30 protein-coding genes and 1 other annotated feature are annotated in these 25,569 nt (G+C 37.2%); of the genes, 8 read left to right on the top strand and 22 right to left on the bottom strand.

Features of this window, described 5'->3' with window-relative positions; genetic code table 11:
* Positions 1-59: 59 nt before the first annotated feature.
* From WBG45_RS03980 to WBG45_RS03940, 9 genes are all read right to left on the bottom strand, one after another.
* On the bottom strand, positions 60-509 hold the full coding sequence (locus WBG45_RS03980; RefSeq protein ID WP_424412494.1) for a GNAT family N-acetyltransferase: 450 nt from the start codon (positions 507-509) through the stop codon (positions 60-62).
* A 261-nt stretch (positions 510-770) separates the two neighbouring features.
* Entirely contained in the window at positions 771-1,313 is a 543-nt protein-coding gene (locus WBG45_RS03975; protein WP_424412493.1) for a GNAT family N-acetyltransferase, read from the bottom strand.
* Between the two features lie 29 nt (positions 1,314-1,342).
* Positions 1,343-1,678 (bottom strand): L,D-transpeptidase, encoded by a 336-nt coding sequence (locus tag WBG45_RS03970; protein WP_424412504.1) that lies wholly within the window; start codon positions 1,676-1,678, stop codon positions 1,343-1,345.
* A gap of 170 nt (positions 1,679-1,848) precedes the next feature.
* Positions 1,849-3,018 (bottom strand): hypothetical protein, encoded by a 1,170-nt coding sequence (locus WBG45_RS03965; protein WP_424412492.1) that lies wholly within the window; start codon positions 3,016-3,018, stop codon positions 1,849-1,851.
* 273 nt (positions 3,019-3,291) lie between these two features.
* Positions 3,292-3,486: a DUF378 domain-containing protein gene (locus WBG45_RS03960; protein ID WP_424412491.1), complete on the bottom strand. Its 195-nt coding sequence runs from the start codon at positions 3,484-3,486 to the stop codon at positions 3,292-3,294.
* 147 nt (positions 3,487-3,633) lie between these two features.
* The gene (locus WBG45_RS03955) at positions 3,634-5,088 is read right to left on the bottom strand and encodes a helix-turn-helix domain-containing protein (protein ID WP_424412490.1); all 1,455 of its coding nucleotides are present in this window, start codon (positions 5,086-5,088) and stop codon (positions 3,634-3,636) included.
* Complete coding sequence (locus tag WBG45_RS03950) at positions 5,085-5,294, bottom strand: helix-turn-helix transcriptional regulator (RefSeq protein ID WP_424412489.1); 210 nt, start codon at positions 5,292-5,294, stop codon at positions 5,085-5,087. Before WBG45_RS03950 ends, WBG45_RS03955 begins: the two co-directional genes overlap by 4 nt.
* 134 nt (positions 5,295-5,428) lie before the next feature.
* Positions 5,429-6,403 (bottom strand): NAD(P)-dependent alcohol dehydrogenase, encoded by a 975-nt coding sequence (locus tag WBG45_RS03945; protein WP_424412488.1) that lies wholly within the window; start codon positions 6,401-6,403, stop codon positions 5,429-5,431.
* Positions 6,404-6,546: 143 nt separating this feature from the next.
* Positions 6,547-7,047, bottom strand: a complete 501-nt coding sequence (locus tag WBG45_RS03940; RefSeq protein WP_424412487.1) for a DinB family protein — start codon at positions 7,045-7,047, stop codon at positions 6,547-6,549.
* A 218-nt stretch (positions 7,048-7,265) separates the two neighbouring features.
* On the opposite strand from WBG45_RS03940, the gene WBG45_RS03935 reads away from it, so the two are divergent.
* Positions 7,266-7,637: a hypothetical protein gene (locus WBG45_RS03935; RefSeq protein ID WP_024536460.1), complete on the top strand. Its 372-nt coding sequence runs from the start codon at positions 7,266-7,268 to the stop codon at positions 7,635-7,637.
* A 96-nt stretch (positions 7,638-7,733) separates the two neighbouring features.
* Here the strand turns inward: WBG45_RS03935 and WBG45_RS03930 are convergent, their stop codons facing one another.
* The 3 genes from WBG45_RS03930 to WBG45_RS03920 all read right to left on the bottom strand — a co-directional run bounded on the left by WBG45_RS03930 (position 7,734) and on the right by WBG45_RS03920 (position 12,142).
* Positions 7,734-10,334 carry an MMPL family transporter gene (locus tag WBG45_RS03930; protein ID WP_424412486.1) on the bottom strand — a complete coding sequence of 867 codons (2,601 nt, stop codon included), beginning with the start codon at positions 10,332-10,334 and terminating at the stop codon, positions 7,734-7,736.
* 3 nt (positions 10,335-10,337) lie between these two features.
* On the bottom strand, positions 10,338-10,781 hold the full coding sequence (locus WBG45_RS03925; RefSeq protein WP_424412485.1) for a MarR family winged helix-turn-helix transcriptional regulator: 444 nt from the start codon (positions 10,779-10,781) through the stop codon (positions 10,338-10,340).
* A gap of 107 nt (positions 10,782-10,888) precedes the next feature.
* Complete coding sequence (locus WBG45_RS03920) at positions 10,889-12,142, bottom strand: GGDEF domain-containing protein (protein ID WP_424412484.1); 1,254 nt, start codon at positions 12,140-12,142, stop codon at positions 10,889-10,891.
* 214 nt (positions 12,143-12,356) lie between these two features.
* Here WBG45_RS03920 and WBG45_RS03915 point away from each other — a divergent pair, with 214 nt between their 5' ends.
* Positions 12,357-12,833 (top strand): hypothetical protein, encoded by a 477-nt coding sequence (locus WBG45_RS03915; RefSeq protein ID WP_424412483.1) that lies wholly within the window; start codon positions 12,357-12,359, stop codon positions 12,831-12,833.
* A gap of 7 nt (positions 12,834-12,840) precedes the next feature.
* Here the strand turns inward: WBG45_RS03915 and WBG45_RS03910 are convergent, their stop codons facing one another.
* Entirely contained in the window at positions 12,841-13,317 is a 477-nt protein-coding gene (locus WBG45_RS03910) for a GNAT family N-acetyltransferase (protein WP_424412482.1), read from the bottom strand.
* Between the two features lie 30 nt (positions 13,318-13,347).
* Positions 13,348-13,833 (bottom strand): tetratricopeptide repeat protein, encoded by a 486-nt coding sequence (locus WBG45_RS03905; protein ID WP_424412481.1) that lies wholly within the window; start codon positions 13,831-13,833, stop codon positions 13,348-13,350.
* 374 nt (positions 13,834-14,207) lie between these two features.
* Between WBG45_RS03905 and WBG45_RS03900 the strand changes: the two genes are divergently transcribed.
* A complete protein-coding gene (locus WBG45_RS03900; protein WP_424412480.1) occupies positions 14,208-15,320 on the top strand; it encodes a D-alanyl-D-alanine carboxypeptidase family protein in 1,113 nt (370 codons plus the stop codon).
* Between the two features lie 426 nt (positions 15,321-15,746).
* On the opposite strand, the gene WBG45_RS03895 is transcribed toward WBG45_RS03900, so the two are convergent.
* The gene (locus WBG45_RS03895; protein ID WP_424412479.1) at positions 15,747-16,448 is read right to left on the bottom strand and encodes a TIGR02206 family membrane protein; all 702 of its coding nucleotides are present in this window, start codon (positions 16,446-16,448) and stop codon (positions 15,747-15,749) included.
* A 167-nt stretch (positions 16,449-16,615) separates the two neighbouring features.
* Between WBG45_RS03895 and WBG45_RS03890 the strand changes: the two genes are divergently transcribed.
* The 5 genes from WBG45_RS03890 to WBG45_RS03870 all read left to right on the top strand — a co-directional run bounded on the left by WBG45_RS03890 (position 16,616) and on the right by WBG45_RS03870 (position 19,755).
* The gene (locus tag WBG45_RS03890; protein WP_424412478.1) at positions 16,616-17,200 is read left to right on the top strand and encodes a GNAT family N-acetyltransferase; all 585 of its coding nucleotides are present in this window, start codon (positions 16,616-16,618) and stop codon (positions 17,198-17,200) included.
* Between the two features lie 246 nt (positions 17,201-17,446).
* The gene (locus tag WBG45_RS03885) at positions 17,447-18,280 is read left to right on the top strand and encodes an MBL fold metallo-hydrolase (RefSeq protein ID WP_424412477.1); all 834 of its coding nucleotides are present in this window, start codon (positions 17,447-17,449) and stop codon (positions 18,278-18,280) included.
* A gap of 36 nt (positions 18,281-18,316) precedes the next feature.
* A complete protein-coding gene (locus WBG45_RS03880; RefSeq protein ID WP_424412476.1) occupies positions 18,317-18,754 on the top strand; it encodes a hypothetical protein in 438 nt (145 codons plus the stop codon).
* A gap of 13 nt (positions 18,755-18,767) precedes the next feature.
* The gene (locus tag WBG45_RS03875) at positions 18,768-19,070 is read left to right on the top strand and encodes a hypothetical protein (protein ID WP_424412475.1); all 303 of its coding nucleotides are present in this window, start codon (positions 18,768-18,770) and stop codon (positions 19,068-19,070) included.
* Positions 19,071-19,359: 289 nt separating this feature from the next.
* Complete coding sequence (locus WBG45_RS03870; protein WP_424412474.1) at positions 19,360-19,755, top strand: hypothetical protein; 396 nt, start codon at positions 19,360-19,362, stop codon at positions 19,753-19,755.
* Positions 19,756-19,974: 219 nt separating this feature from the next.
* Here WBG45_RS03870 and WBG45_RS03865 read toward each other — a convergent pair whose 3' ends face one another.
* From WBG45_RS03865 to WBG45_RS03835, 7 genes are all read right to left on the bottom strand, one after another.
* Positions 19,975-20,892 carry a DUF4349 domain-containing protein gene (locus WBG45_RS03865; protein WP_424412473.1) on the bottom strand — a complete coding sequence of 306 codons (918 nt, stop codon included), beginning with the start codon at positions 20,890-20,892 and terminating at the stop codon, positions 19,975-19,977.
* A gap of 98 nt (positions 20,893-20,990) precedes the next feature.
* Positions 20,991-21,308 carry a hypothetical protein gene (locus tag WBG45_RS03860; RefSeq protein ID WP_424412472.1) on the bottom strand — a complete coding sequence of 106 codons (318 nt, stop codon included), beginning with the start codon at positions 21,306-21,308 and terminating at the stop codon, positions 20,991-20,993.
* A gap of 127 nt (positions 21,309-21,435) precedes the next feature.
* Entirely contained in the window at positions 21,436-21,873 is a 438-nt protein-coding gene (locus tag WBG45_RS03855; RefSeq protein ID WP_424412471.1) for an RDD family protein, read from the bottom strand.
* 112 nt (positions 21,874-21,985) lie between these two features.
* A complete protein-coding gene (argS, locus tag WBG45_RS03850) occupies positions 21,986-23,650 on the bottom strand; it encodes an arginine--tRNA ligase (protein WP_424412470.1) in 1,665 nt (554 codons plus the stop codon).
* A gap of 75 nt (positions 23,651-23,725) precedes the next feature.
* Positions 23,726-23,930 (bottom strand) — a binding site (T-box leader).
* Between the two features lie 504 nt (positions 23,931-24,434).
* Positions 24,435-24,791, bottom strand: coding sequence for a hypothetical protein (locus tag WBG45_RS03845; protein WP_424412469.1), 357 nt, complete (start codon positions 24,789-24,791; stop codon positions 24,435-24,437).
* 38 nt (positions 24,792-24,829) lie between these two features.
* On the bottom strand, positions 24,830-25,093 hold the full coding sequence (locus WBG45_RS03840) for a hypothetical protein (protein WP_424412468.1): 264 nt from the start codon (positions 25,091-25,093) through the stop codon (positions 24,830-24,832).
* 12 nt (positions 25,094-25,105) lie between these two features.
* Positions 25,106-25,510 (bottom strand): GNAT family N-acetyltransferase, encoded by a 405-nt coding sequence (locus WBG45_RS03835; protein WP_424412503.1) that lies wholly within the window; start codon positions 25,508-25,510, stop codon positions 25,106-25,108.
* Between the last annotated feature and the right edge of the window lie 59 nt (positions 25,511-25,569).

Raw genomic sequence — 25,569 nt, 5'->3', positions numbered from 1 at the left:
ATCAGGCTTTGTTAATGATTAATACTTACTCTATTCACCGTTTTAGCAGATTACATAATTTATTTGGATATCCATTCATATTGAATATCAGGTAAATTTTCTTCATTTCCATGTCCTCTACCTATGATTTCAAATCCATGTTTTTCATAAAATCGTTGTGCATTTTCATTTACTTCAAATGTGTATAATGTTAATCTCCCACTGGATTGTGCTTTTACTTTATCTAGTAATGTATGACCTATACCGATTCCTTGATAATCTATATGAATATATAGTTGGCTTATTTCCCTTTCATTATAGGCAATCATTCCAGCTACTTTTTCATCAATTAACGCTAAATCTATTTGAAACTGTTCAGGTAATATATGATTTAAAAAATAAACGTGATTTTCAAAGCTGTGAATTTCTTTCTGACCAATAGCCTGTTCCTTACTATCTCGCCACATATCCACTGTTTGTTCTGCGTATTGGGGATTATACTGAGTAATTATCATTTTGTGGTGGTTCACTACAATACCTCCTCAAGCTTTGTTTATTGCTTTAAATATTGTTTTCCTGATATAAATTCGATGAATACTACCTATTGCAGGTATTTTAGCTTTTATAAATTTCATTCTAGGTTCTTTCACTAACCTCCCTCTATAAATATTGATGTTTCTCTTGTTGTCTCATACGGAACGACAAGCGTAAATGTCCGATAAACAACCATACCGTTTAACAGAGCCTTACTATATTTAGAGCTTCGTTTAAATTACGTAACAGTCTTGGATTTAATAAGAATCATTTTCAAGAATGGAGAATATATAATGATCCTCCCAAATTCCATTGATTTTAATATAATCTCTAGCTAACCCTTCTAGAACGAATCCCACTTTTTCTAACACTCGTGCAGATCCTATATTTCTTGGCATAACACCCGCTTCAACCCGATGGAATCCTAAATCCTTAAACGCAATATCAAGTATTAATCTGACAGCCTCAGTAGCATATCCTTTTCCATAATGCGCCTTATCCAATGAATATCCCAATATACATTTTTCGGCTGCACCAAATTTATACAGACCTATCATGCCTATGAGCTTGTTATTGTGGATTTCAAATAGTCCAAACTCGTGACGACTCCCTTGTTTCTTTGCCTGCTCCCAGTCTTCAATTAATTTCAAATGAGCATCAAGTGTATAAAACGAATCCTCTTTCGATACAGGTGTAATCGCTTCAAATATCTTTCGATTTGCCAGGTTTAACTCTAATAAGGACTTGGCATCATCTGTTGTGAATTCTCTTATATATATGTTCCTTTTTTGGTGTCCCACTTATACTCCCCCTTTTACAACTCAACTCATCAACGATGTATATATACGTTTGTTCCTATTGTCACTAAGGATGAGAGTTCAGTCACGTCATCATTAAACATTCTTATACACCCAAGCGAAACCTCTTTACCTATTGATGATGGATCGTTTGTTCCATGAATTCCGTAATGTGGCTTAGACAAACCCATCCAAAGAACCCCAAAAGGTCCTCCTGGATTATATTCTTTATTAACAATCATGTAATTACCAGTTGGCGTTGGTGTCAACACTTTCCCGACTGCTATCGGATACATCTTCAATAATACACTTGCATCATAAAGCTTAAGCTGACGTTTACTTACTGAAACATCGATCCAAATAGTAATGGTCCCATCTCCCAAAGAATGTCTTACATTAGGTATATGGAAAAGTAGGCGAACATGACATTACCATTACATTAAATGGTGGCGATGCACTCACCAGAGTTAGCGTTGTTTTTGGGTAAGAATTAAAAAAACACCGCCAAATGCCAAATGCAGTGCAAATTGATTTAATACTATTCTCTTTCCTTATCTATTTTGTCCTCTAAACCTCCGTCATCGCTTAGCACATACTTTCCAATTTTCCCCGGTTCTGAAAGAATTGCCATACCTTTTATTTCATGTTGTGTAACTACCCCGGCGTTGTTTGTATATTCTATCTGTGCAATAAAGTCATACTTCTTAGGTGACGACACGTTTTCACTTTGAGTCACTTGTATATCACTAATTTTCATTTCATACCGATCCTTTTCGTCAAAACCGAAATATCCATAGTGATAACGAAATGCAATAACATTAGAAATTAGGGTATCATAAGCATAGTCCATAAAGTAAGGTCCATATGTTTTTTTCACTAACTCCTCGTAGGCAAGCCATTCAGGTGAGTCCTCTAGTATGAAGCCCACTTCAGGGGGATTTTGACGAATTTCATCCAATTTTTTATCGATGCTTTTGACAATAAGCACATATTCTTCATTCGGAACTGTGAATTCCGATTTAAGAACAGCACGAATAGCTTCTTGATTTTTACTTTCTGTAGAAGCAGGAATTTCTCCTTTGTCCTCGGATATTTTCTCCATTAGACCATCGACATCGCGAATTGAATATTTCCCGATTTTCCCTTCTTCTGATAGAATCGCCACTCCTTTTATTTCGTGTTGTGTAACTTTCCCGGAATTGTTCGTATACTCTACCTGAGCGATAAAATCATAATTCTTAGGTGACGACACGTTTTCACTTTGAGTCACTTGTATATCGCTAACTTTCATCTGATAACGAACTTGCTCCTCTTCTGTTCTAAGGTGGAACTGGAAAGCCTGGCTAGTAGAAATTAGATGATCATAAGCATAGTCCATAAAGTAGGGGCCATATGTATTTCTCACTAATCCTTCGTAGGCAAGCCATTCGGAAGAATTCTCTGAAATTCCGAAGCTATTTCCTTCTGGTAAGCTTTCTCGTATTTCATCCATTTTTTTATCGATGTCTTTTTGGATCAGAATATATTCTTTATTAGGAACCGTTAAATCCGATTCAAGGACCGCACGAACAGCTTCTTTATTTTTATCTTCGGTTGCAACAACCACTTCTTTTTGCTGTTCATTCTTTTCTATCGAAAAGAATGCAAAAAGAAAACAAGAGCTAATCAAAAGTAAGATACCGGCTATTTTTAGTTGTTTATGATACATATTAAACCCCCTGATAATTAATAATACGATCAAATCATCACCTTTTTGTTACTTGTAATACGTTATAAAAACTGAAAAGTTTCATTATTACATCTTTTCCCTTACTCACAAAAAACCTCTCAACATTTGATTAATAACTAAAATCCCATTATTCATAAATTGATAGCTTATATAAATCAAAAAAGGACTACCAATTCATTTTCGAATTGATAGCCCTTTTAATGTTTTAAAGAATCGATCCCTCTGAAGAGAACTCATACCTAATGTCTTTTCTTACTTTACTTTTTTAAATAATGTTAAACAATAAAGTGCAGCAATACCAACTAACACGTAAACAACTCGTGCGAAGACACTATCCATTCCGCCAAAGAGTCCGCCTACCAAATCCCATTGGAATAAACCAAACAACAACCAGTTTAATCCACCAATAATAACTAATAAAAGTGCAATTGCATTTAAGTTTTTCATGGCTTTATCTCCTTTCGTATAATATTTGTATATGTATTGTATAACCGTTATTATTAATTCTAAACATTCTCACTATAAATAAATATATGTTAGGGAAATTTTTTTATACGTCACATAGAAATCACTCATCTTCACTAAAAATTATAGTCAGTCAAATCTATAGACAGATGGCGTTTTACCTGTTGCCGCTTTAAATTTCGCATTGAAATACGTTTGGTGTGTGTATCCCGCTAATCTCGCCACTTCTTCCAGTGATGCTTTCGTTTCTTTCAATAAACGCTTGGCTTCTCTTATACGAATTTCTTGAAGTGTGTCTCGAAATTTCTTTCCAGTGCTTTGTGAAAATTTCCGGCTCAGCGTACTTTTATTTATCTGGAGTGCATCCGCACAAATGGCTAAGTTCCAATTAGAATCCCAATAATTTGATTCCATCATGGCGCGCACCTTTTCAGCAAAATCAGAGTTTCCTTCTTCATGAAAGCTGGTTTCATTCAATAATTTTGTAGTGAAATCGCCTAACTTTTGAATAATGTGATACATAACAGGCTCTTGAATGATGTCTTGGAATAAACGATGATATTGTTTTTCGATTGGTCCATTACCTATCGACTTCGCGGTCATATATCTTCTCATTTGTGCCAGAACACTGGTTATGCGGATACGCACCATTTCCGGGTCTGGGTATGGCGCTTCAAGTGTTAAAAAGTCTTGCTCTAACCAATCACGAATCGCTTTTAAATCTTGCTTTTCTAACATTTCAATCCATGTTCGCTGTTCTAAGGGGGACAAAAATGGATCAAGGTCTCTCCATATTAAGTCGGACAACTCTACTGACAAAATATCGTATCCGTCATAAAAAATACGTTCTTGAAAACGACGCATTTTTTGGTATAGGTCACGCGTACTCTTTCCTCCTGTGGATTCGTACAGATAAATAGATAGTAACGTTTCAGACTGACTTTTCCATGAAGCAAAAAAAGCACGATAGCTTTCATGAAGCTCGTTATGTTCCACTAATCGATGGATAACGAGAATAAAATCCGAGAAAGGAAAAACGTGAAACGTTGTAGGAAAAGAAAACTCTTCTAATGCTCTTACTAATTGTGTTCCTGCTTCTACATTTGAAGGGACAATCGCGCTCATTAATACTGGCGTATTAGGGTAAGTTTCAGTCAATAACAAATCCTCATATGTAAGTATCTCTTCTTGAGCTGAATTGAGTTGAGGAGACCCCTCTCGGTCATTGCGCAAACGAAAACGGGCTTGTTGAACATGCTTAATCAAGTGTTCGGGCTGAAAAGGTCGGAACAACAAATCTTCCGCTTTATGCTTAAGTGCTCGATAGGCTGTTTGGAACGTGCGCTCAGAAGAAATTCCAAGCCACTGCACTTGTTGAGGTAAGAAAGATGGTTGTTGTGATTCCCACAAATCAAGATCCACAATTAAGAAATCGACAGCGTATGCTTTCACATGTTTTGAGAACTGATTTACATCGTCCACAACCTCCACGTTGATATCTCGGAGTTGTGAAGTAATGATCCACTTTAATCCTTGTCCTTCGAGCGGGTCTTTTGTGAGAATCAAGATATTCATCAAGTTCATTTGTCTGCCTCCTTCAACTCAAAAATTTCATCGATGGATACTTGAAAATAGTTCACTAGCTTTAATGCCAATTCCAAACTCGGATTGTATTTGTTATTTTCAATGGCTGTGATAGTTTGACGCGTAATTTGCAAGTCCATAGCCATCTGTACCTGCGTAATTCCACGAGCGGTACGTATGTTTTTTATTCGATTTAATACTGGCAAAGTTCGCCCTCCTTATGTAAAGAGTTCTTTACATAAATAGTAAATAAAAACCCAATGAATGTAAATAGTTCTTTACATTTATCGGGTTGTATTAATTGGTTGTATTCTCTTTTAATGAGCATTGCCAAACGCCGTTATGTTCCCACAGTTATGACGACATTTCCCTTCTTGTGTCCTTTCTCGACATATCTATGAGCTTCAACTATTTCTTCAAAAGCATAGTATCTGTCAATAACCACTTTTAACTTCCCCGCTTCTACAAGTTCTTTGAGAAAGTTTAGAGCTTCGGAACTTTCAGGTGAATTTTGACTCAAGATTAGCTTTTTACTGGTTGTTAATTTCGTCCATAGCATTCGAGCACCTGGTAACGGTGTAGTGACATTTATATAGGTTCCGTCCTTTTTTAGCGATTTCATACAAGCCGTAAACGAACTCTTATCTACCGCTTCAAAAATCACATCATAATTTTCCCCTTTACTCGAAAAATCTTCTACAGTGTAATCAATCACCCGATCTGCTCCCAGCGATTTCACCAATTCTAAATTCGTGGTACTGCATACCCCTGTTACGTCTGCTCCGAAGACCTTTGCAATCTGCACTGCATAAGTTCCAACACTTCCTGAAGCTCCATAGACAAGAATCTTTTGACCACTTTGAATATTAGCTTTTCTAAGAAAATGCAATGCTGTACGTGCGCCGATGGGAATGGCAGCTGCTTCCTCAAAAGTGATATTGGAGGGTTTAAGACTGACTGGTCCGTCTTCAGGCAGACACTTATATTCGGCATAGGTACCAAAACCCACTAGGGAAGCAGCAAAAACCTGATCACCTTTCTTAAACAGTTTGACATCTTTACCTACAGACTCCACTTCTCCAGCTAACTCCATCCCCAATATCTCTTTTTTGGGTTGTCTGAAACCAAGTGCTATTCGGGCAGGCAGCCAAAAAGCGGGAGGAACTGTAAAGCTCCGTGACCGAATATCTGCAACTGTTACAGTTGTCGCTTTTATTTTTACCAGTATTTCATTTTTCTTAGGAGTTGGTTTTTCGATCTCTTTTAGTTGCATTACGTCGGGGGAACCGTACTTTGTGTACACAATTGCTTTCAATTATTCTCCTCCAATTGCTTCTGTTCATTATTATCATACGAATTGGAAAAGGATAAATAGAACAATGTTCATTCTTCCAGTACTGTTCTAAGAAGTAATTGTAGCATTTCTGGAATTTCCGATTAATTGGTTTATAATCTTATTTATTCTGGAATTTCTCCGCCATAGGAAGCCCATTCTTCACGCGATGGGCCGTATACGCCAATCATCGAAAGACCCGCTTGTCGCATTAACATCGTTAATTGACCACGATGATGGATTTGATGTTTGACTAAGACATTGAGTGTTGTTGCATTCGACCACATTTCACCATACATATCGTGTTTCTCAGAGAGTTTAGCGTCTGACCACTGAGTGCGAATTGCTTCTCTCAAAGCCATATTCGTTTGCCGGTAGCCTTCAGCAATTTCCTTTGCAGTCGTTGGTAATGTTGCATCGTGATGTGGTGCGTTGAATTCGAGACCAACTCGAGACATCATTTCATGTACAGAAATAACGATATGCCATGCTAAGAAACCTAATGAACGTTCACCTTCACTGACTCGAGTTGATAACGAATCATCGTTTAATAGGTCCAATATTTTCTGAGTAGAGTCACTTTCATATGTCCATTCAGTTAAAAATTCATCCATTGTGTGATACATAAGTTGCCTCCTTCAGATTCTACATTCTCCTTAATACCTTTCGCGAGAAGTTGCAGAATCCCTTCCTCATACTTCGATCAATTGTTTTCTTTTAAAGAAAAGAAACTTTAATAAATTTATTTTTGGTAATTCATTGAAATGTTGGAACTTTCAGAAGGGTTAAATCGTCTAATAACTAAGCTGCGAATTTGGGGATTGGAATGGAGTGAGTCATTGATATGAAGAAGTGGATACTGCCAATTGTTATTTTACTTATTATTTCCGTCAATGCTGCTCTTTCTACTAAATTCCATTACCCACAACTTCCATTTGAAAATAAAACAAAGTATGAAGTGGCGAAGCTAGGCTCCTCTTCAAACTTACCTCTTTCGAAAGTAACACAACAAGACGGCTATTTATGGTTTGTCACAGATGACTCAAAAGAGTTGGCTGAACAATCCTTAAAAAAACGAATGACTAAGAACGGATGGGAATTTGTTGACCAACAAGAATTAAATTATTTCTTTAAAAAAGAAGACGAAAAAATCGTTATCAAGTGCCAGCAATGGACCAACAACTATCTCTTGTTTCAATTGCCAATGGGATTGTAGATAATCTCAACTACACTTCTTCCTCTTCCTTATTGAAAGGGGTCTTATAGAAAACGAAAGCCCTTCGGTTTGATTTTCGAAGGGCTTTCTGTTTGTCTATTTTTTCTTTTTCATTCCGAATGGCCACCACACACCACGGTCAAACGATACTGTAATTGCCGGTATTAGTAATGGCAAGACAATTAAGCCGTAAAGCAGTAGTCCAATCACCACGATGGAAGCTATTTGCATTAAGCTCAATACGCCCGAAGGCATCATCGCTCCAAATGTACCTGCTAAAATAATAGCAGCTGTGATGATGACGGTTCCCATTTTTGTCATCGATACACGCATCGCTTCACGAACTGATACGCCACATTCGGCTTCTTCACGGAAACGATCGAGTAAGAATATAGAATAGTCGACACCGAGTGCCACTAACATGACAAAGCCAAAGAATGGTACTGCCCAGCTAATGCCGTCAAATCCTAATATATTCTCAAAAATCAACTCTGCAATTGCGATGGATGTAAAGTACGTTAACAACAATGAGCCAATCATAAATAAAGGCATAATCATTGAACGGAACATAATCGCCAATACCACAAACAGGCTAATTAACATGATGATGACGGTGTTTGAGAAATCGCTTGATGAGATATCCGCTAAGTCACTGTTCACACTAGAAATACCACCAAAGGCAATATCGGCATCTTCAAAAGGTGTCCCTTTTACTTCAGATTCCACCGCTTCTTTCAATCGATGTACGGTGTCGATTGCTTCTGGTGAATACGGATCATCGGAAAGGACCACTTCCATTTTAATGCCGTTACCGTCTGCAAATGTGTAACGCTCTAATACTGGAGCGAATTCTTTATTTTCAAGCGTCCCTGCTGGAATGAACAATCCTGTTTCACGCACACTGTCACTTTCACTCATCTTGTTCATCATATCGCTGACTTCAGTTAAGCCATCTGTAATTTTTGTAAGACCTTCGTTTGATGCCGCCAGACCTTCTGTTAACTGAGACATCCCTGCTCCATCGCCACCTGCACTTGCAAGTCCTTGTTGGATTTGATCGAGTTGCCCACTAATCGCTGTCAAAGCACCGACTGTTTGTTGGACATTTCCAGTTTGTTGCAAACCTTGAGTGGTCAATGCTAATTGTTCGTTTAACTGACCGATACTTGTGGCAACTTCGCCGAGTCCCCCACTACTTCCAGCGCCAGCCAATCCGCTTTGAATTTGCGTAAGACCTTTACTAATTTCACTTAATCCATCACGCGCATCCGTTAAGCCGTCTGCCAATAAACCCAGTTGTTTATCGACATACAAGTCCTCAATAATTTCACCAGTTGGACGCGTAACGGTACGAATTTTTTCAACGCCTTCTATTTGTTCAAAACGCTGGCTTAGACGCTCTACATATGGAATCATTTCTTCGGTTGCTAGCTTTTCATCAGACTTGATGATTACTTGAACAGGTAAGGAATCACCTTTACCAAAACCATCTTCAATAGCTCGTAATCCTTTAACCGATTCATAGTCATCGCCAATTTCATCCACTGTGTTAAATGATAATGAATTGTCGTAAGTCAGCAATAATGGAACCGTTATAAAAGCTACGACAAGTATAGATACGACTGGTAGATTAACGGATAATTTACTCATCCATGCCCATAGTTTACTATCTTTATGAGATGCCGATTTTTTAGATGGCCAAAATAGTTTTTCTTTCAATACCAACATTAACACTGGTACAACGGTAAATAGCACGAGTAATAAGACGGCAATTCCCACCGCTACCGCTACTGCTGATTTAAATATTGGAAATTCTGCAAAGCCAATGGCAAAGAATCCTATAAAGACAGCAACACCACTAATGAGCAAAGTCCGTCCCGCAGTTTTGTAGGTATTTACTATCGCTTGCTGAACTTCGTGTCCTGCTGATAATTCTTCCTTGTAACGACTCAACAGTAAAATACAGTAGTCCGTTCCAATACCAAATAAAATCGCTACTAAGAATATTTGGGTGTAGTTCGAAACAGGGAAGCCAAACCAATCAATGAAAAATGCCACTAACGACTGACTCAACAAATAAGTAATCCCGACTGCTACTAATGGAACGAATGGTGTGACAATAGAGCGGAAAACCGCAAGTAATAATCCAAAAATCAATACGACCGTAATAATTTCCGTGCGCTTTAAGCCTTCTTGCGAACTTTTATTTACATCACTATTTATGATAGATAATCCTGTGACATAAGCCGTCATGTCTGACGGAATAATAGTTGTGCGAATGTCTTCTGCAATTTGATTAACTTCTTCATCTGTACCATCGACCGTAATAGGAATGAGTACCGTCTTTTTATTTTCAGAAACGAGCTGACTTTCTAACTCATCACTTTCTACTGGGTTCAATACACTGGTCACCGTGTCACCAAGAGCTGTGATTTCGTCTGCCATTGTGCTCAATTGGTTTCGGTTATCATCTGTTAATGCTTGATCAAGTTCAACTACAACGGAAATCGTTTGGTCACTCTCCCCTGCATCTTCAAGCATTTGAGCTGCTTGTTGAGAAGAAGCATCTTCAGACAACTGGAAAGATCCCGCTTTTTCAGCTTGCTTTGTTAAATTCGGAGCGATTAGAAACAATACGACCGTAATTACTAGTAACCCAATGGTAATCGGCCATTTCCATCTTAATATCGTGTTCATTTGTTAAACTCCATTCATTTTCAAAATTTCTCTTAACTTACGGAATGTTACTAAAAACTGATCGATTTCTTGATCATCTACTTGATTAGACATCAACTTACCAATGTATTCATGCAACACTTCATCTGAACGTTTGATAACCTCTTGCCCTTGCTCAGTTAACATAATAATCTTTTCTCGTTTATCACCGGAAGATTTCGTATCTACTAGCTCTTTTTCCTTCAGTTTCTTCAAGCGGTTAGAAATGGCACTCTTATGTACGCCCTGCAAAATAGCGAGTCTACCTGAAGTGATTTCTCCTTCTTTGTTAATCAGCTTCATCAATTGAATTTGTTCGGGTGAAAATTCTTTCCACAGTGGATCATCAACACTTCGAATCACTCGTTCCGTCCCGTAAATCAAGACTTCTTCAAATAGCGAAATGGCTTCTATTATTCTCTTATCCAAATTAGTTTACCCCCTATACTGCTTTTTAGTTTAGGGGGTAAACTAATTAAAGTCAAACGAGGATGTGCAATTAGAAAATCCCCTCAACCGTGTTGAGGGGACCATTTTTAACTATGAATTAAAACTCGTTGACCATCACTTACATTCACTCGATTGCGACCGAGATCTTTTGCTTCAAGTAATAGCTGATCTGCGTAAATATACGCTCGCTCCATTGGTAACTCTTCAGTCATTTTGTTGAAATACAAACCAAATGATGCGGTATAAGGGATGGTTGCTTCAGCGCCATTATGTTCGACGATGGCTGGATGAGCACTTACATCACTTCTGATTGATTCAAGGAATTCCAAACATTCTTCGTAACTACGACCTCGTAAGAACAATGTAAACTCTTCCCCACCGCTACGAAACACACAATCTTCTTCGCTCGTATGAGATTTTAATATATCTGCAAAATGTTGGATAACCCGATCTCCGATAGCATGATTATATGAATCATTGATTTGTTTAAACTTATCGATATCTGCCACCACAATGGCAAGTACTTCATTCGTACCATTGATTTCAACCATCTGTTTATCCATCATCGCTCGATTAGATAATCCTGTCATGAAATCTGTATAGGCCATTTCACGGAAACGGTCTCGCTCTAACTCATTTTGAATCGTTTCATGTTTAGAAAGGAAAGACTTGCTCACGATATAATTCATGATGAAGAAAACAATCAACATGTCCCAGTGGTTTTCCATGACGAAATAAAATAAAAGCCCATTTGTTATAGCAACTTTTCCAGTATCTAGAATGCTCCTTTTTTTAAAAAATGACACAACTTCCGACCAAGTACGGATATTGCCACTTAAATAAAGAGCGAACAAAAGAAGAGTATCGGCCTGCCAACTAACAATGATTGCACTTACAAAGAATAGAAGGAAGAAGCCAAATGGAATCGATTGCGCATATGGATATAACGCAAAGAAGAAGAGGTATCCGACCGTATGATATAGCGTGAAAGATCCGATGTTATATAACGTATCTGTCAATTCATCTTCATCGGCAGTTTTAGCATATGTTCGTTGGAAAAAAATGATAAAACGATGTACGATTTCAAAAAATAAAAGCCCTAATGGTCCAGCAAATAAAGCCAATGATTGACTATAGTTAACACCATAATCATAACTTCCAGTTCCATTACCATATTGAATTCTAAGACTGGAATAGATAATAGAAAAAACAAGGTAAATGGAACTTACCATCAGATATTTCATTAAATCTACTTCTAAAGGTACAAATAATAGAGCCACAAATACACTGCTTATAAACAAACCAATATCAAAAATTTTATACGTTGGCAATTCTTGCACCTTCTTAACTATTATATCCAAATTATAGCACATTTTCATTTCATTGCACGTAAGATTCTGAATACTTTATATACTTTTTTCATAAGTATAAAGACTTAAATTTCATACTTTTCCAGTTGATCATCTATGTATTATGACCCTTAAAAAACTGTGTCACTAGTTTATTGCTAATACAGCTCACAATTATTATGTTCTAAGAGAGAGAAGGGAAACAATGACTAGGGAACAATATTTATATTCTGAATTTCTAACTATTGCTGCAGTATTAAACGATCAATTAAATGTAGTACCCGTACTGTACGGTTCTTTGGGTTTCGGAAAAGTAACTCAACTTGATTTTTCTCCACAAGATATTGATATTCTGGTTCCCCTATCTTTCTTAACTACTCAATGGAAAACACTTCAACAGACGTTAGAACAATTGGGTTATACATTAAGTGATTTACATGAGCATGAGTTTAGAAAAAATGATGTTACCATTGGATTTGCCTTTACAGAAGATTTAGAAGCCTTTGCAGACGTAGACTATAAGCGTTTACAAGTATATGAAGATAGCGACATTAATTATCATTTAGTAACAATCGAAGATTATTTCAAAATCTATTCTAAATCACTTCAAGACGGCTATAGAAGAACGAAAAATAATAGTAAAGATTTAAAAAAGGTAGAGATATTAAAAACATTGTTATAGGAATTAATTAAGGGCTACATGTTTTTTTATAAAAACCAAGCGTGGTGTTGTTATTTAATTTCTTTATTACGCCTGTCTTGATATATCCTAATTTTTCATATAGATGGCAATTACGTTCTTCTTCTAAAATGGTCGCCAATTCCCAAGTTGTCGCATGTGGGAACAATTTTTCAACTAACGTAAGAGCTTTCTGAGCTATCCCTTGCCCTTGATAGGCAGATAAAATAAACATTGGACTTATCCAAAACTGTGTTTGCTCTTTCCACAATACATAGATAGCACCAACAGCCACATTATCAACATTTATTTTATAAAAATCGCCAGATGGATTGTTAATTCTTGTGACGACTCGCTCAATAGTTTCATTTGCAGGATTCGTGTCAAAATCCTTATATTTTTCAAGTAGTGGCTGAAAGGCATCTACTTGAATATCAAAAATGATGCTCGCATCAGATTCGATTGCTTTTTCTAATTTTACGACCACCGTTTTTCACTTCCATTCTCACATTCATTATTAAGTCCATACATCATTCAATTTACCAGAGTAGAAATTGAGAGCTTTCTTATAACTCAAAATTTCTTTATCTGAAGACGTGTCTATTAAACATGTCAGTAGCAACTCCATTGCACGATCATGTTCTTTCAGGTTATATAGTGTCAACGAATAAAATACTTGAACTGCTTTATTGTCAGGAAATAAGTCCATTCCTTTTAGCAATACTTGTTTAGATTTCTCATACTCCCCCAGTGTTCTATAAGTACTTCCCAATCCTACTATGGCTCCCTCCAAATCTTTTCCAGATAGTCCTAAATTAATGGCATTTTCATAATATGGTACGGCCGCTGACTCATCTCCTAAAACATCAAAACTCCATGCACATTGGTAGTTAATGAATGGATCATCCGGAAATTTTTCCACCATTTTCACAAGTAGCTCATTTGATTCCTTTTTCCGACCTGCATTTCGTAAATTAATGGCTAATTCCACTTTTTTTTGCATCCTTTATTCTCCTCCTTGGACTAACTGATACTCATTAGTTATAAATAGCGTTTTAAAATAATTTCATCAAAAGAAGAGCTGCCATAGCACCTCTTCAAGTCTCCCTCTATAGCCATTATGGGTCCGTTAAGACTTTAATTTTTCAGGTAAACCGCTAATTAGTGGTACTTTTCTATTATTTGTATTTATTCTACAGAAAGAAAAATATTCCTTCTTATGTGTTCGACCTTTTTTAGTCGGATATGGAATGGCACTATATCAGCTTTAATTTTCGATCCTATCTTCAAAAACTATGATTGGTGTATAATGGAAATCAAAGAAGTATTGAGTTAACAGGCAACGAGGAGATGATTGTAATAAAAAATCAATCGTGGATGACAAAGTTAGGTTTATCAATAGTAATGATGACGATGGCAACAACTGTCGTGCCAACAGGAGGAATTACCCCTTCAATTAGAACAGTGGAAGTTGAAGCTGCAAGCGTCAACTATTACACAACGGACAATTTAAACCTCCGTTCAGGAGCTTCAATTAAACAAAACGTTTTGACGATCATTCCAAAAGGGAAGCAAGTATCGTATGTGTCCAAGAGTGGTTCTTGGACGAAAGTAAAGTATGGTTCTAAAACGGGTTATGTTAGCTCGAAGTATCTAAAATCTACAAACATTGCAACAAAATCAGCAGTGAAGGCTCCATCGATTAAGTACACAACGACTTATAAGACGACTACTGATTTAAGCCTTCGTGCCGGCGGTTCAATAAAGTATAAGAGATTAACTACTATTCCAAAAGGAAAAGCAGTGACCATGATTTCTTATAAGAGCTCGTGGTCTAAAGTTAAATATGGTTCTAAGACGGGTTATGTAAACTCGAAATACTTAAAATCCACAAAAGTGGCTGTTAAACCAGCAAAAAAAGTAGTAGTAACTTACCCTGCTCCCTCAACGAAAACACCCGGTACATATGTTGATGGAGTACTGATTGTGAATAAGAAACACGGACTGCCATCTAGTTACAATCCAGGTGTAAATGCTATAGCACAACGTAGTGTAAACACCATGATTGCGGATGCGAAGAAGCAAGGCGTTTCCTTGAATGCTTTTAGTGCGTATCGTTCCTATTCCTATCAAGCCCAATTATATTCCAATTACACGAAAAAATACGGCAAAACAAAGGCAGACCGATTTAGTGCTCGACCAGGCTATTCCGAACACCAGACAGGACTTGCTTTTGACTTTGGTGGAAAAAATCGTTCTCATTGGTTGGAAGAGTCGTTTGCCTCAACAAAGGAAGGTAAATGGCTGTATGCCAACGCACATAAATACGGATTCATTCTTCGCTATCACAAAGGCAAAGAAAATATAACTGGCTATATGTATGAGCCTTGGCACTATCGTTATGTAGGTAGTGATGTTTCATCAAAAGTGAAGGCAAGTAGAAAAACGCTTGAAGAATACTTAGAGATTGCAGGAAAGCAAAAGAAGTAAGCTTCCATTTTAGACCGTTGTTTTTTTTAGTACCCGCATAATCAAAGTCAGTATGCTAGCAGTGGAATTCGAACATGAATTCACACTGCTTTTTTTAATTAAAAACAGGTATATCCACATGAAATTACTGTTAAACGATTTAGTAGATTTCCGTTACATGCGGACGCTTTCCGCAGGCGGTCCGCGAGCCTCCTCGTCACAAGCTCCTGCGGGGTCTCACCTGGACTCGCTTTTCCCGCAGGAAAGATTAGGAGCAAATTGCCTTTGGTCCTAATCTTTGCGACGAAGCTAGCGCAGCGATGCAGGAGCAGATGTTTTTCGCCGCCTTTCACTACAATCACCTATTAAATTTAAAATGAACAGATATTTAGGTCATATCTTTTGAATAATAAAAGTACTTATACTATGCCAGAAACGTTACAAAAATTATTTACTAGTGCTTCTTCTAAACAATAACCATAGAATTACGAAAATCACGAATGCAACAATCTCAAGCGATAGGATATACCAAGGATACGGGCCTAAGAAATCAAGTAGACTTCCATTCGTGGGCTTCATTCGTAAAAACATATAGTTTCCTTGTAGGAGTATATTGATTGCAAAGACGATTGGCAGCAACACATTTAATGCGACCATCGTTTTGACAATGCCTTTAAAAGTAGGTCGATACCCTTTTACCCATGTAAAATAAAGTGCTGTTATGACAATGCCAATATGCGTATAAAAGAAGTGGAAATACCGGAAGTGTGGAAAACTCATATCCAGCACTGGTGTCGCTACCGCTTGAAGGGCTCCCCCGATTCCCGCATAAAAGACAAAATCATAGACATGTTTATTACCTGTCCACACAAGAATAATCGTCATGATTAAACTAATACTGCATAATTCTAGCGGCAATGAATTGCTGACATTCCATCTATCCGCTTGAAATAACCAAATATAATAAAAAACATCCATGACTAGTAGTGACCATGCAAACAAGTGTTCAAGGCGTCGCAGAGTTTGTGGTTGAAAAGACCATTTCTTTTTTGAAAGAAATAGGAGAACGATAACAAAGAAAAAAACTACTATTGCACTTACATGTGCACGTGAAAACATCTCGAATGCATTTTCCTCGATTATCATCATCCCCTTTCCAACTCCCTACTCTTCTCTACCTATTCGTTTATTTTACACAAAATCCCTTTTTTGAAGGGATTGAACAGATTATTAGCGAATTAATAAGAGATACTTACAATATGGATAATGAAAATGATTAAGAATCAATTCATTGAACGTTGAATCGGAGGGGTAACATGTTTAAAGCAATTATTGATTCGAATACATACGTATCAATTTTAGAAACTAGACACGCAGAGGAATTATTTAACTTAATCGATGAAAACCGAGACAGTATCGGTAAATGGCTTGCCTTCCCTGCATTTACAACTGAAGTTCATCATTCAGAAACTTTTATTAAAAAGTCTCTAAATAGATTTGCTTCTAGCAATGGGTTTTGGGCAGGAATCTGGTATAAAGGGAAACTTGCAGGTTCAATCGGATATCTATTTATTGATCGGGGTAATCACAAAACCGAGATTGGGTATTGGCTAGGAAAAGATTTTGAAGGATATGGATTAGCAACCAAGGCATGTGATTTATTCATCCACCACGCTTTTACCGACTTACAACTAAATAAAGTAGAAATAAACATGGCTTCAAAGAACTATAAAAGCAAAGCAATTCCTGAACGATTGGGTTTTACAGAAGAAGGAAGAATAAGAAACTACGAACTAGTACATGGTGAATACCTTGATCGAATCATTTATGGTCTTTTAAAAGAAGAACGGAAGGAGAATCTTAATGTTTCAAAAAGCCAACGAAGTCTCCTCCCGTTATAAAATCACACTGTTAGCATTTATCACGGTTGTGGTCATAAAACTATCTCTTCGATTAGCAGAGATTGATCACTTTTTGGCCATTACGAATGTCGTTCTATATTTCATTCTTTTCTTATTGGTTTGTTTCGGATTATGGGATCTAGGTAGGAAGAGAAAAGAGAAACATACTTAAATACTCATATTAGATTAATTACACAAATTGATTTATCACCATACTTTAATAGATAGCTAGGAGGAGTGTAATCAATGTTAGAGAAAATAACTGATAGAATTTACTATATGATGAATCGCGATGAAACTGACAGACCAGTATTAGGACTTGTCATTGGAGACGACTGTTGTTTAATTGTTGATGCAGGAAATTCACCAAAACAGGCACAAGAATTCAAAATGGAACTAGATAAAATGGACTTACCACCAGTGAAATATTTAGTTGTAACACACCACCACTGGGATCATACTTTTGGTTTAACAGAATGGGATTTGGTTTCAATTGCTAATCACAAAACAAGTGAATATATGAATGTGTATCGAGAAATTAAATATGATGATTCTTCATTAGAACTCGCAAAAGAGCAAGGTATTTTTAATGATTTTTCAATAAAGTGTATCAAGGCTGAAATCACAGGTAGAGAGAATTTCATACCGGGAAATGTAGATTTATCTTTCGATGGTGAACTTACAATTGATTTAGGTGGAATTACCTGTGAGGTTCGCCAAGTTGTGAGCCCTCATACGGATGATTCTTCCCTTTTATATATTCCCGAGGAAAAAACTTTATTTTTAGGCGACTCTGTTTATGGTCAAACGATACAGGGATATAACCATTTTGATGATCAATTATTATTTCCTTTAATCGATCTAATTGAAGAGTATGATGCTGAACATTATGTATGCTCACATGAGTCAGTGTGCAGTAGAGAAGAAATCGTTTCCTATTGGGAGCAATTAAAAACAGGCTTTGATATCGCTAATACATGCTCAAGCTTAGAAGAAGGATTAGTAGAAAACAAAAAGCAGTTTGATACAGAACCTTCAGATGATGATATATTTTTTATGAAAAGTTTTGGTCTAAGATAGGAACGAATACATGACAAAACGATTGGGGTTTCCCTAATGATCATTAGAAAAATCATTTCTGCTATCGTGTCTTGCGTCTTTGTTATGATCATTTACTTCTCTATTGAACAAACAGGCTTTGTCCTCTTCATGGGTATGTATTTACTCCCAATTCTTTTGTTTTATGGATTACCATCTTCAATATTGTCTGATGTAGTTACCAAAAAATTAAAAGGACCGATTAGATGGATGTCAGCATTATTCATTCATCTCTTCTTAGCCGTTTCGTTTGTTTTGATACAAATTTCATTTTTTTCTCAGTGGGAAAGCGATCTATTATTTTCTAACATCACAAGTTTGTTAGACAATTTCTTCTTTATTACCGCCGTTCTTTCTTCTGGACTTTTCTGGTGTATCGATGAGTTTCTTAGATGTAAAAGAACGAAAGATACATGGCATGTGCTCGTTGAGAAAATTGGTGAGTTAAGAATTTAGATGGAGGTGCTAAATGAAGAAATGGATAGGTATAACAGTGGTATTAGTTATATTCATTTTATTACACTCAACACCAAGCATGGCTTTAAGAACTCACGTATTTTTTATGGGTTATCCAAAAGCTGCAATTACGTCCGAAATAATTGAAGACGAATTCCATAATAAAATAGATAAAGAAAAATTTATTGAGTTACATGCTAAAGCATACACACTAACAAAACCGCCAACCGAAAAAGCAACTGAAGGTGAGTTAAGAAACTTTCTTGTGAGGAAGATTGGATTTCTACATTTCGCTGAATATTATGGCGACGCATAAATGTTCTTATTAATCTCCATCTCATTCTACCTATTTTCATCCTCTGAGGTTTTGTTTAAATTTGGTACTACACTTCACTAGAAGTCCTGAAAGGGGCTTTTTTTGTTAGGGATTTTTATGCTATTAATTTTCAACCGAGTATATCATTGAACTTCACTATCACTCTAAAAACTTATTTATAGAATGAACTCTAGTTGTGAGTTTTGTTTGGTATCTATTTATTTTCTACTAGAAGCCCAAGAATCTATTTTCAAATCTCATACTCTATTAATTAAGGAGGTGAAAATAGATGTCTTGTAAACATAACTACTCTCAACCGTTAGGATTTATCAGCAAATGTGATTGTAAATGTCCAAGAAGACCTGAAAATGATCGCTTTAAAACATTGTCTTTCGAAAATTGCGTTCCATTCTCAGGTGAGTCTAACACAGTAGCGAACGTTATTTTTGATGTAGAACCAAATTCATTACCAGTTGTTTTAGCTGGTACCATTGAAAACTTCAGTAATGATGGCATTAACGTCATATTTGAAAGAAGTTCTGGTAACGTTACGCGTACAATTTTAGCTAACTCGTCTTTATCGTTTGTATATGACGATGTAACACGCGTTTCAGTTTTCGGTTTTGGTCAAGTGTACACTGGATCTTTCAAGTTCCATGCAACGTATACGTTTGAAATCGAGTAATTCCACATGAAAAAGGCATGTCTAAGAAATTAGGCGTGCCTCTTTTTTTAATTCATTCTCTTTATAATTGTCCCACTTTGCTCCTCAATATAGAGCTTTTAGTAAAAGCAGAAAATTAGTTTAATCAAAACCTAAAAGAACTGCTATAATCACATCTAATTTTAACTAAGTTATCTTATACAAAACAAAGCAGCTAAACCTACTAGCTGCTTTGTTGCTTTATTTATTTTTCGGTTCATGTCGTAATCGTCTCTTAATGATCCAGTACACAATATATCCAATTACACCTAAAATGAGGAGCACTGGCAAGTTACCAACAAAAAATACGATAAGCGCTGAGCCAGCTGCGAGTAAAGAGTTGGTACTTGTAGCTAGTTGTTTTTTCGTTTTTTCCCATGTGTTCAATTCTTTGCTTTCGATTTCAGGAACTACGACTCGATTTTCATACATCGATAGTTCAATTGTTGAAAAAGAGGTTTGGTTCTCAAGGTACTTCATCTTGCCAACCATCACTTCAATTTCCTCTTGTACCTCGGCTAAGTCAACAGAAATTTCTAGCAAGTCCTCTGTTTTTTGTGCTTTACTCATAAAGTCTAGAAGGCGTTCTTCTACCGCTCGTTTGGATTTCACTCGAGATTGCAAATCTACATATTGCTCGGTAACATCTTGCCCAGTTATATTACGTTCAAGAACTTCAGCCGCTTCCCCTTCAGCTTCTAACAGGAACTTCTCAAAATTCTTTTCTGGAATACGCACAATCATTCTGCCACTGCTTGTTTGTTCATCTTCTTGATAGATGTTTGATTCAACGATATAACCGCCATATTTCTCAACTTTTTTTTCGATATTGCTTTGTGCTTTGTCTAACTCTTTGACGTTAACACTTAAGCTCGCTTGGTGAATAATCATTCTGGCTGTTGCGTCTACTGGAGACTCTGTTTTTGATTCACTTGACTCTTCTTCTGTTGCCGCTTCATTCTCGGCTTCCCCGTCCGCATCACTTGTTACTACATTGGACATTTCTTTGTCGCTTGACGAATCATCACTTTTACTTTCATAAGATGCTTCATCGCTACTGCAAGCTGCTAGTACTAATAAAAAGCCGGTAAAAAGAAAAATATAAATTGCCTTTCTCATCGTCAGTTGCCCCCTGTCTCTCTTACTATTTATGACGACTTAGGTAGGTAAAATGTTACAATTCACAAAAAAATTATGAGACATGGATAAGTGCATATTTACAAATTGAAAAGTGTTCCGATGATTAAACAAAAAACAAAAACCCCTAAAAACAGTTCAAGATAATATGTTTTAACTGCTGCTTCTTCATTTACTATCGTCCGTTTCCCGATAAGCCAGGCGCCTAGTAAAGCTATCACCGCTCCCCATACACCGTATCTAAGAATGGTAACGACATAATCCATAACAGGGAAATATGTCGTTTGCGAAACGCCCTCCCCTAAATCGGTTACTTCTTTATATTTCGTAAACAGAATGGCATAGCCAAGGCCAAGCAAAAATCCATAGAACGCACTTTTTCTCAATATATTTTCCATAATATGTACTCCTTCAAAAGTTAGTTGTTAGTATTCATTCGACATATGACAAAAATATCCTTTTTGAAAGCTAATTCTACAACAAAAAAACCCCATGCACGTTCACATGGGGATTGATTACATCTATTTATAGCTGTTCATTTACAACAAAGTCAGCTTCTTCACCTGGAGCGTTATATGTAACGTAAGTTCCTGCAATAAGATCATGTAATCCACGTTTATCTTGTCTTAGCCCGACCATGAACGCACTAACAATCAATCCGATTCCAAGAGTTACGGCATAAATTAATCCCGCGACAAAAACGCGCATTAACATAGCGCCAATACCTAATTTACTGCCATCAACCTTAACAATTCGTACTTTCATGATTCGTTTGCCCACTGTATAACCGTGCCAAAATAATGGTAGTAACATTGAGTAAATCGAGACTAGAAGAGATGGTAAGTTTTCATTTTCCATATTTCCCGTCAAGAGGTAAATAATAAGACCGATTGGTAAACCAATAATTAAAGCATCCAATATACTTGCTAAAAATCGTACCCAAAAACCTGCTGGATTTGTCATGTTGTTCCTCTTTTCTTGTTGTAATCATTTACTATTTTACCAAACAAAACCTTAGTTAAGAACAAAATGATTTTATTTTTCCAAATAATATCAGAATATAAATTCGAGAGATTCACATTTCCTTCGGAGCTTTAATCCCAAGCAGTCTTAATGATTCTTCCAATACAATCACAACACTTTGAACTAACGATACTCGGTATGCCATTAAACTAGAATCAGTAACGATTTGAACGTTTCCATAAAATGAATTGAACGTCTGCGCTAGTTCCACGGCATACTTTGCCATTAACGAAGGGTCTAGTTCAGTGGTAGCACGATTTACGACTGCCGGGAATTGTTCAAGGGCTCTGATTACTTCCCACTCATGATCATTAACTTCTTCCACTTTATATTCATCCACCGCTCCCGCTTTTCTCAAAATCGAGCATGCTCTGGCATATGAATATTGCACATACGGACCTGTTTCACCCTCTGTTTGCAACATTTTCTTCAAGTCGAATTCAATATCATGTTTTCGATGCTGTTTTAAATCACTGAAAATAATTGCACCTACACCGATTGCTTTCGCGACTTCTTTTTTGTCCAACAAAGAAGGATTCTTTTCTTCAATTGTGGCCTCAGCTAATTGAATGGCTTCATTCAACACTTCTTCCAGTAACACAATTTTGCCTTTACGCGTCGATAATTTCTTGCCATCCTTCAATATCAATCCAAACGGAATATGTTGAAGAGTATCCGACCATTCATAGCCCATCTGTGTTAGCACTGTCTTCAGTTGTACAAAATGTAAACTTTGTTCATTACCAACGACGTACAATGATTTCACAAACCTGTGTGTCTTCTGTCGATCGATTGCAGCCGTAATATCCCTCGTTGCATACAACGTCGCGCCATCTGACTTTTTGATTAGGCAAGGGGGGATATGCTCTCCTACATCGACAACAAGGGCTCCATCAGACTCCACTAACAAGTTCTTTTGCTGTAACTCGTCAACAATCGCATCCATCTTGTCGTTGTAATAAGCTTCCCCTCTATACGAATCAAAGGAAACTCCCAGTAAATCATAGATTTTTTGAAATTCTTTTAAGGATTCTGTACGGAACCATTTCCACAAAGCCAACGCCTCTGGATGTCCATCCTCTAAAGATTTGAACGCCGCTCGCCCTTGGTCATTTAACGATTCATCACTTTCCGCTTCCTCGTGAAAACGAATATAGAGTGCCAATAATGTCTTGATTGGTGATTCTTGCACTTGTTTTTCATTGCCCCACAAACGATAAGCCACTAACAACTTTCCGAATTGAGTCCCCCAGTCCCCTAGATAGTTAATCTTCACTGGCTGAAAACCACTTTTTTCAAGTAACAACGCAATGGAATTCCCAATCACCGTCGATCGCAAATGCCCCATCGAAAAAGGCTTCGCAATATTAGGAGAAGACATATCAATGGTCACTACGCCGCCTCCGCCGACGTTTGATGAACCATACTGATTTGCTTCATATAAAATTGTATTCATAACCGACTGCGCAAATCCCGATCGTTTCATAAAAATATTTACATAGCCATTAACCGCTTCCACTTTTTCAATGTTTGCATCCTGAATATGCCCCGCTAGTTCTTCAGCAATCAACTTTGGTGACTTCCTCAACTTCTTCGCAAATGGGAAGCAAGGAAGTGCATAATCCCCTAAATGGGCATACGTAGGTACTTCAATCATTTGTTCTTCAAGTGTCTCCGGCGTGAAACGTTGAAGAATTTCTACTACTTGTTGTTTCATCTGAATTCCTCCTAAGAAAACTGGTATTTGCACTAATCCTAAAAATGGACATAAAAAAAGCCCTCGTCTCATCAAACATGAGACGAAAGCTTACTTCCGCGGTACCACTCAACTTACCCCATAAGGGCCACTTTCTCATAACGGTGAGTCACCGGCCTTTTCTACTTCATTCGAAAAGGCATCTCCGAAGTGCGGTTCACAAATCTTCACAACCAGGCTCACACCATCCCCAGCTCGCTCTATCATCCGATTTTGCTACTCTCTTCGTCTTGGATATTGTATTTGAATTTACCAAAGCCAAAAGTGAAAGTCAACTTATTTTTAGGAATAAATGTAAATAACCTACGCAGTTGTAATAACCTACTTTAAATACAAAGATTATGTTACAGAAATGAGTTGATTTCCGTTTTCAGGCGGACGCTTTCCGCGGGCATGGCCTCTGCCTCCTCGTCGAGCAAGCTCTCCTGTGGGGTCTTCCGCTCATGCTTATCCCGCTGGAGTCGCCGCCTTTCACTACAATCACTAGAACGAACAGTCTATACAACATCTATTGCTATGAAGTAATATCGAGCAAAACAATCTTTTCCTAACTCGGTCCTGAGGGATAGCGTATTTTTCTGTAATTCTCAAAAAATTTTTTGCTCAAGCTCAAATAAAAAAACGCCCCCTTCTACAAATGAATTCTCGTAAAAAAGGCGCTCCTATAGCGCAGAAACTAGTGGTAACCGATACATACAAATCTATTCTAGTCGAGGTGCAGTACTTAAAAGATCAGTAAAAACTTCTAACACTCAATACTAAATTGACCGCATGTTCCTTCATGACAAATGATATCATCCATATGTTCCGCTAATCCTTCTGTTCCATCGTTAAACAAGAGATATACTTCTTGATCATTGATGAACCGTTCCTTCGCTTCTTCATATGTAATTTTATTCATTTCCCATTGCGTCCAATAACAATCACTTTTTCCGTTGTTGTACATGTCATTCCATTCGTCCTTACTGTAATGTTTATGCAAGCAATTATCCGAACAGTAGTAAGCCACCCCACCTTCAATACAATACCCTTGTTCTAACTTTTGGTTACATTCAGCACAATGCCTTAAAGCCATGGGTTCCTCAACTCCTACTATTTTCACTTGAATAGTACAAAGCAAAATCGTTTTCTGAAACTTCTCTAACGACGAGCAGCACGTAACCGACGGAACTGAGCAATTTCTTTAAATAAAAATTGCCAGAATGCAAACGATGCCAACAACAAGAAACCAAACTTCCACCCTTGTCCCCAGTCATTGAAATACACATAATAACTCATCGAAGCAAATACCACCGTATAGAAAATAATCCCCCACAACAATGACTCTTGCTTCACATAAAACTTAATCGCAAATAACAACACACAAACGCCCAGTAACACCCATTTTAAAGTATCAAACTCCATATGTTTCTCCCCTTATACTCCCGATTGCTTAGCATAATTCCTCAGAATCATTCCATGTGATCGATGCATCCCGAGCTTCTCATAATACCCCTGCAACTCTTTGTCACACATTAAATCAATCATATACATATCACTCAGTAATTCCAGCATTTTTTTCACCAGCTGCTGGCCAATACCCTGTCCTTGAAAAGGCGGGAGCACCTCCAAGAACGGAATATACGCCGACAATACCCCATCACTAATAGCCGTAATGAATCCAACAACTTGTGCTGATTCATCATCAACAGCTAACACAACACGAGAGCTCTTCTTCAATAAGTTAAGATGAACTTCAAGCGAAGGCGGATTTGGCCAACCAACAAAGAAACCATTTAATTGATCTTCCGTTACGGAGCTAGAGGTCGTTAAATAGATCATAGTATCCTCCAAATTTTGTTTTAGATCATAAAAAAATTCGAATAACCTTATACAATAGA

The organism is Paenisporosarcina sp. (assembly GCF_049671445.1).
GTDB lineage: Bacteria > Bacillota > Bacilli > Bacillales_A > Planococcaceae > Paenisporosarcina.
Note: the sequence above shows the minus strand (reverse complement) of the source record. Positions and strands in the feature narration are given on the sequence as shown.

Excerpts from the sequence above, each read along its gene's own strand:
- argS (WP_424412470.1), bottom strand. The coding sequence starts at position 23,650 with ATGAAACAACAAGTAGTAGAAATTCTTCAACGTTTCACGCCGGAGACA.
- WBG45_RS03885 (WP_424412477.1), top strand. The coding sequence starts at position 17,447 with ATGTTAGAGAAAATAACTGATAGAATTTACTATATGATGAATCGCGAT.
- WBG45_RS03905 (WP_424412481.1), bottom strand. The coding sequence starts at position 13,833 with ATGCAAAAAAAAGTGGAATTAGCCATTAATTTACGAAATGCAGGTCGG.
- WBG45_RS03870 (WP_424412474.1), top strand. The coding sequence starts at position 19,360 with ATGTCTTGTAAACATAACTACTCTCAACCGTTAGGATTTATCAGCAAA.
- WBG45_RS03935 (WP_024536460.1), top strand. The coding sequence starts at position 7,266 with ATGAAGAAGTGGATACTGCCAATTGTTATTTTACTTATTATTTCCGTC.
- WBG45_RS03840 (WP_424412468.1), bottom strand. The coding sequence starts at position 25,093 with ATGGAGTTTGATACTTTAAAATGGGTGTTACTGGGCGTTTGTGTGTTG.
- WBG45_RS03955 (WP_424412490.1), bottom strand. The coding sequence starts at position 5,088 with ATGAACTTGATGAATATCTTGATTCTCACAAAAGACCCGCTCGAAGGA.
- WBG45_RS03860 (WP_424412472.1), bottom strand. The coding sequence starts at position 21,308 with ATGGAAAATATATTGAGAAAAAGTGCGTTCTATGGATTTTTGCTTGGC.
- WBG45_RS03915 (WP_424412483.1), top strand. The coding sequence starts at position 12,357 with ATGACTAGGGAACAATATTTATATTCTGAATTTCTAACTATTGCTGCA.
- WBG45_RS03895 (WP_424412479.1), bottom strand. The coding sequence starts at position 16,448 with ATGATGATAATCGAGGAAAATGCATTCGAGATGTTTTCACGTGCACAT.
- WBG45_RS03900 (WP_424412480.1), top strand. The coding sequence starts at position 14,208 with ATGACAAAGTTAGGTTTATCAATAGTAATGATGACGATGGCAACAACT.
- WBG45_RS03875 (WP_424412475.1), top strand. The coding sequence starts at position 18,768 with ATGAAGAAATGGATAGGTATAACAGTGGTATTAGTTATATTCATTTTA.
- WBG45_RS03940 (WP_424412487.1), bottom strand. The coding sequence starts at position 7,047 with ATGTATCACACAATGGATGAATTTTTAACTGAATGGACATATGAAAGT.
- WBG45_RS03835 (WP_424412503.1), bottom strand. The coding sequence starts at position 25,510 with ATGATCTATTTAACGACCTCTAGCTCCGTAACGGAAGATCAATTAAAT.
- WBG45_RS03960 (WP_424412491.1), bottom strand. The coding sequence starts at position 3,486 with ATGAAAAACTTAAATGCAATTGCACTTTTATTAGTTATTATTGGTGGA.
- WBG45_RS03965 (WP_424412492.1), bottom strand. The coding sequence starts at position 3,018 with ATGTATCATAAACAACTAAAAATAGCCGGTATCTTACTTTTGATTAGC.
- WBG45_RS03865 (WP_424412473.1), bottom strand. The coding sequence starts at position 20,892 with ATGAGAAAGGCAATTTATATTTTTCTTTTTACCGGCTTTTTATTAGTA.
- WBG45_RS03930 (WP_424412486.1), bottom strand. The coding sequence starts at position 10,334 with ATGAACACGATATTAAGATGGAAATGGCCGATTACCATTGGGTTACTA.
- WBG45_RS03890 (WP_424412478.1), top strand. The coding sequence starts at position 16,616 with ATGTTTAAAGCAATTATTGATTCGAATACATACGTATCAATTTTAGAA.
- WBG45_RS03880 (WP_424412476.1), top strand. The coding sequence starts at position 18,317 with ATGATCATTAGAAAAATCATTTCTGCTATCGTGTCTTGCGTCTTTGTT.
- WBG45_RS03855 (WP_424412471.1), bottom strand. The coding sequence starts at position 21,873 with ATGACAAATCCAGCAGGTTTTTGGGTACGATTTTTAGCAAGTATATTG.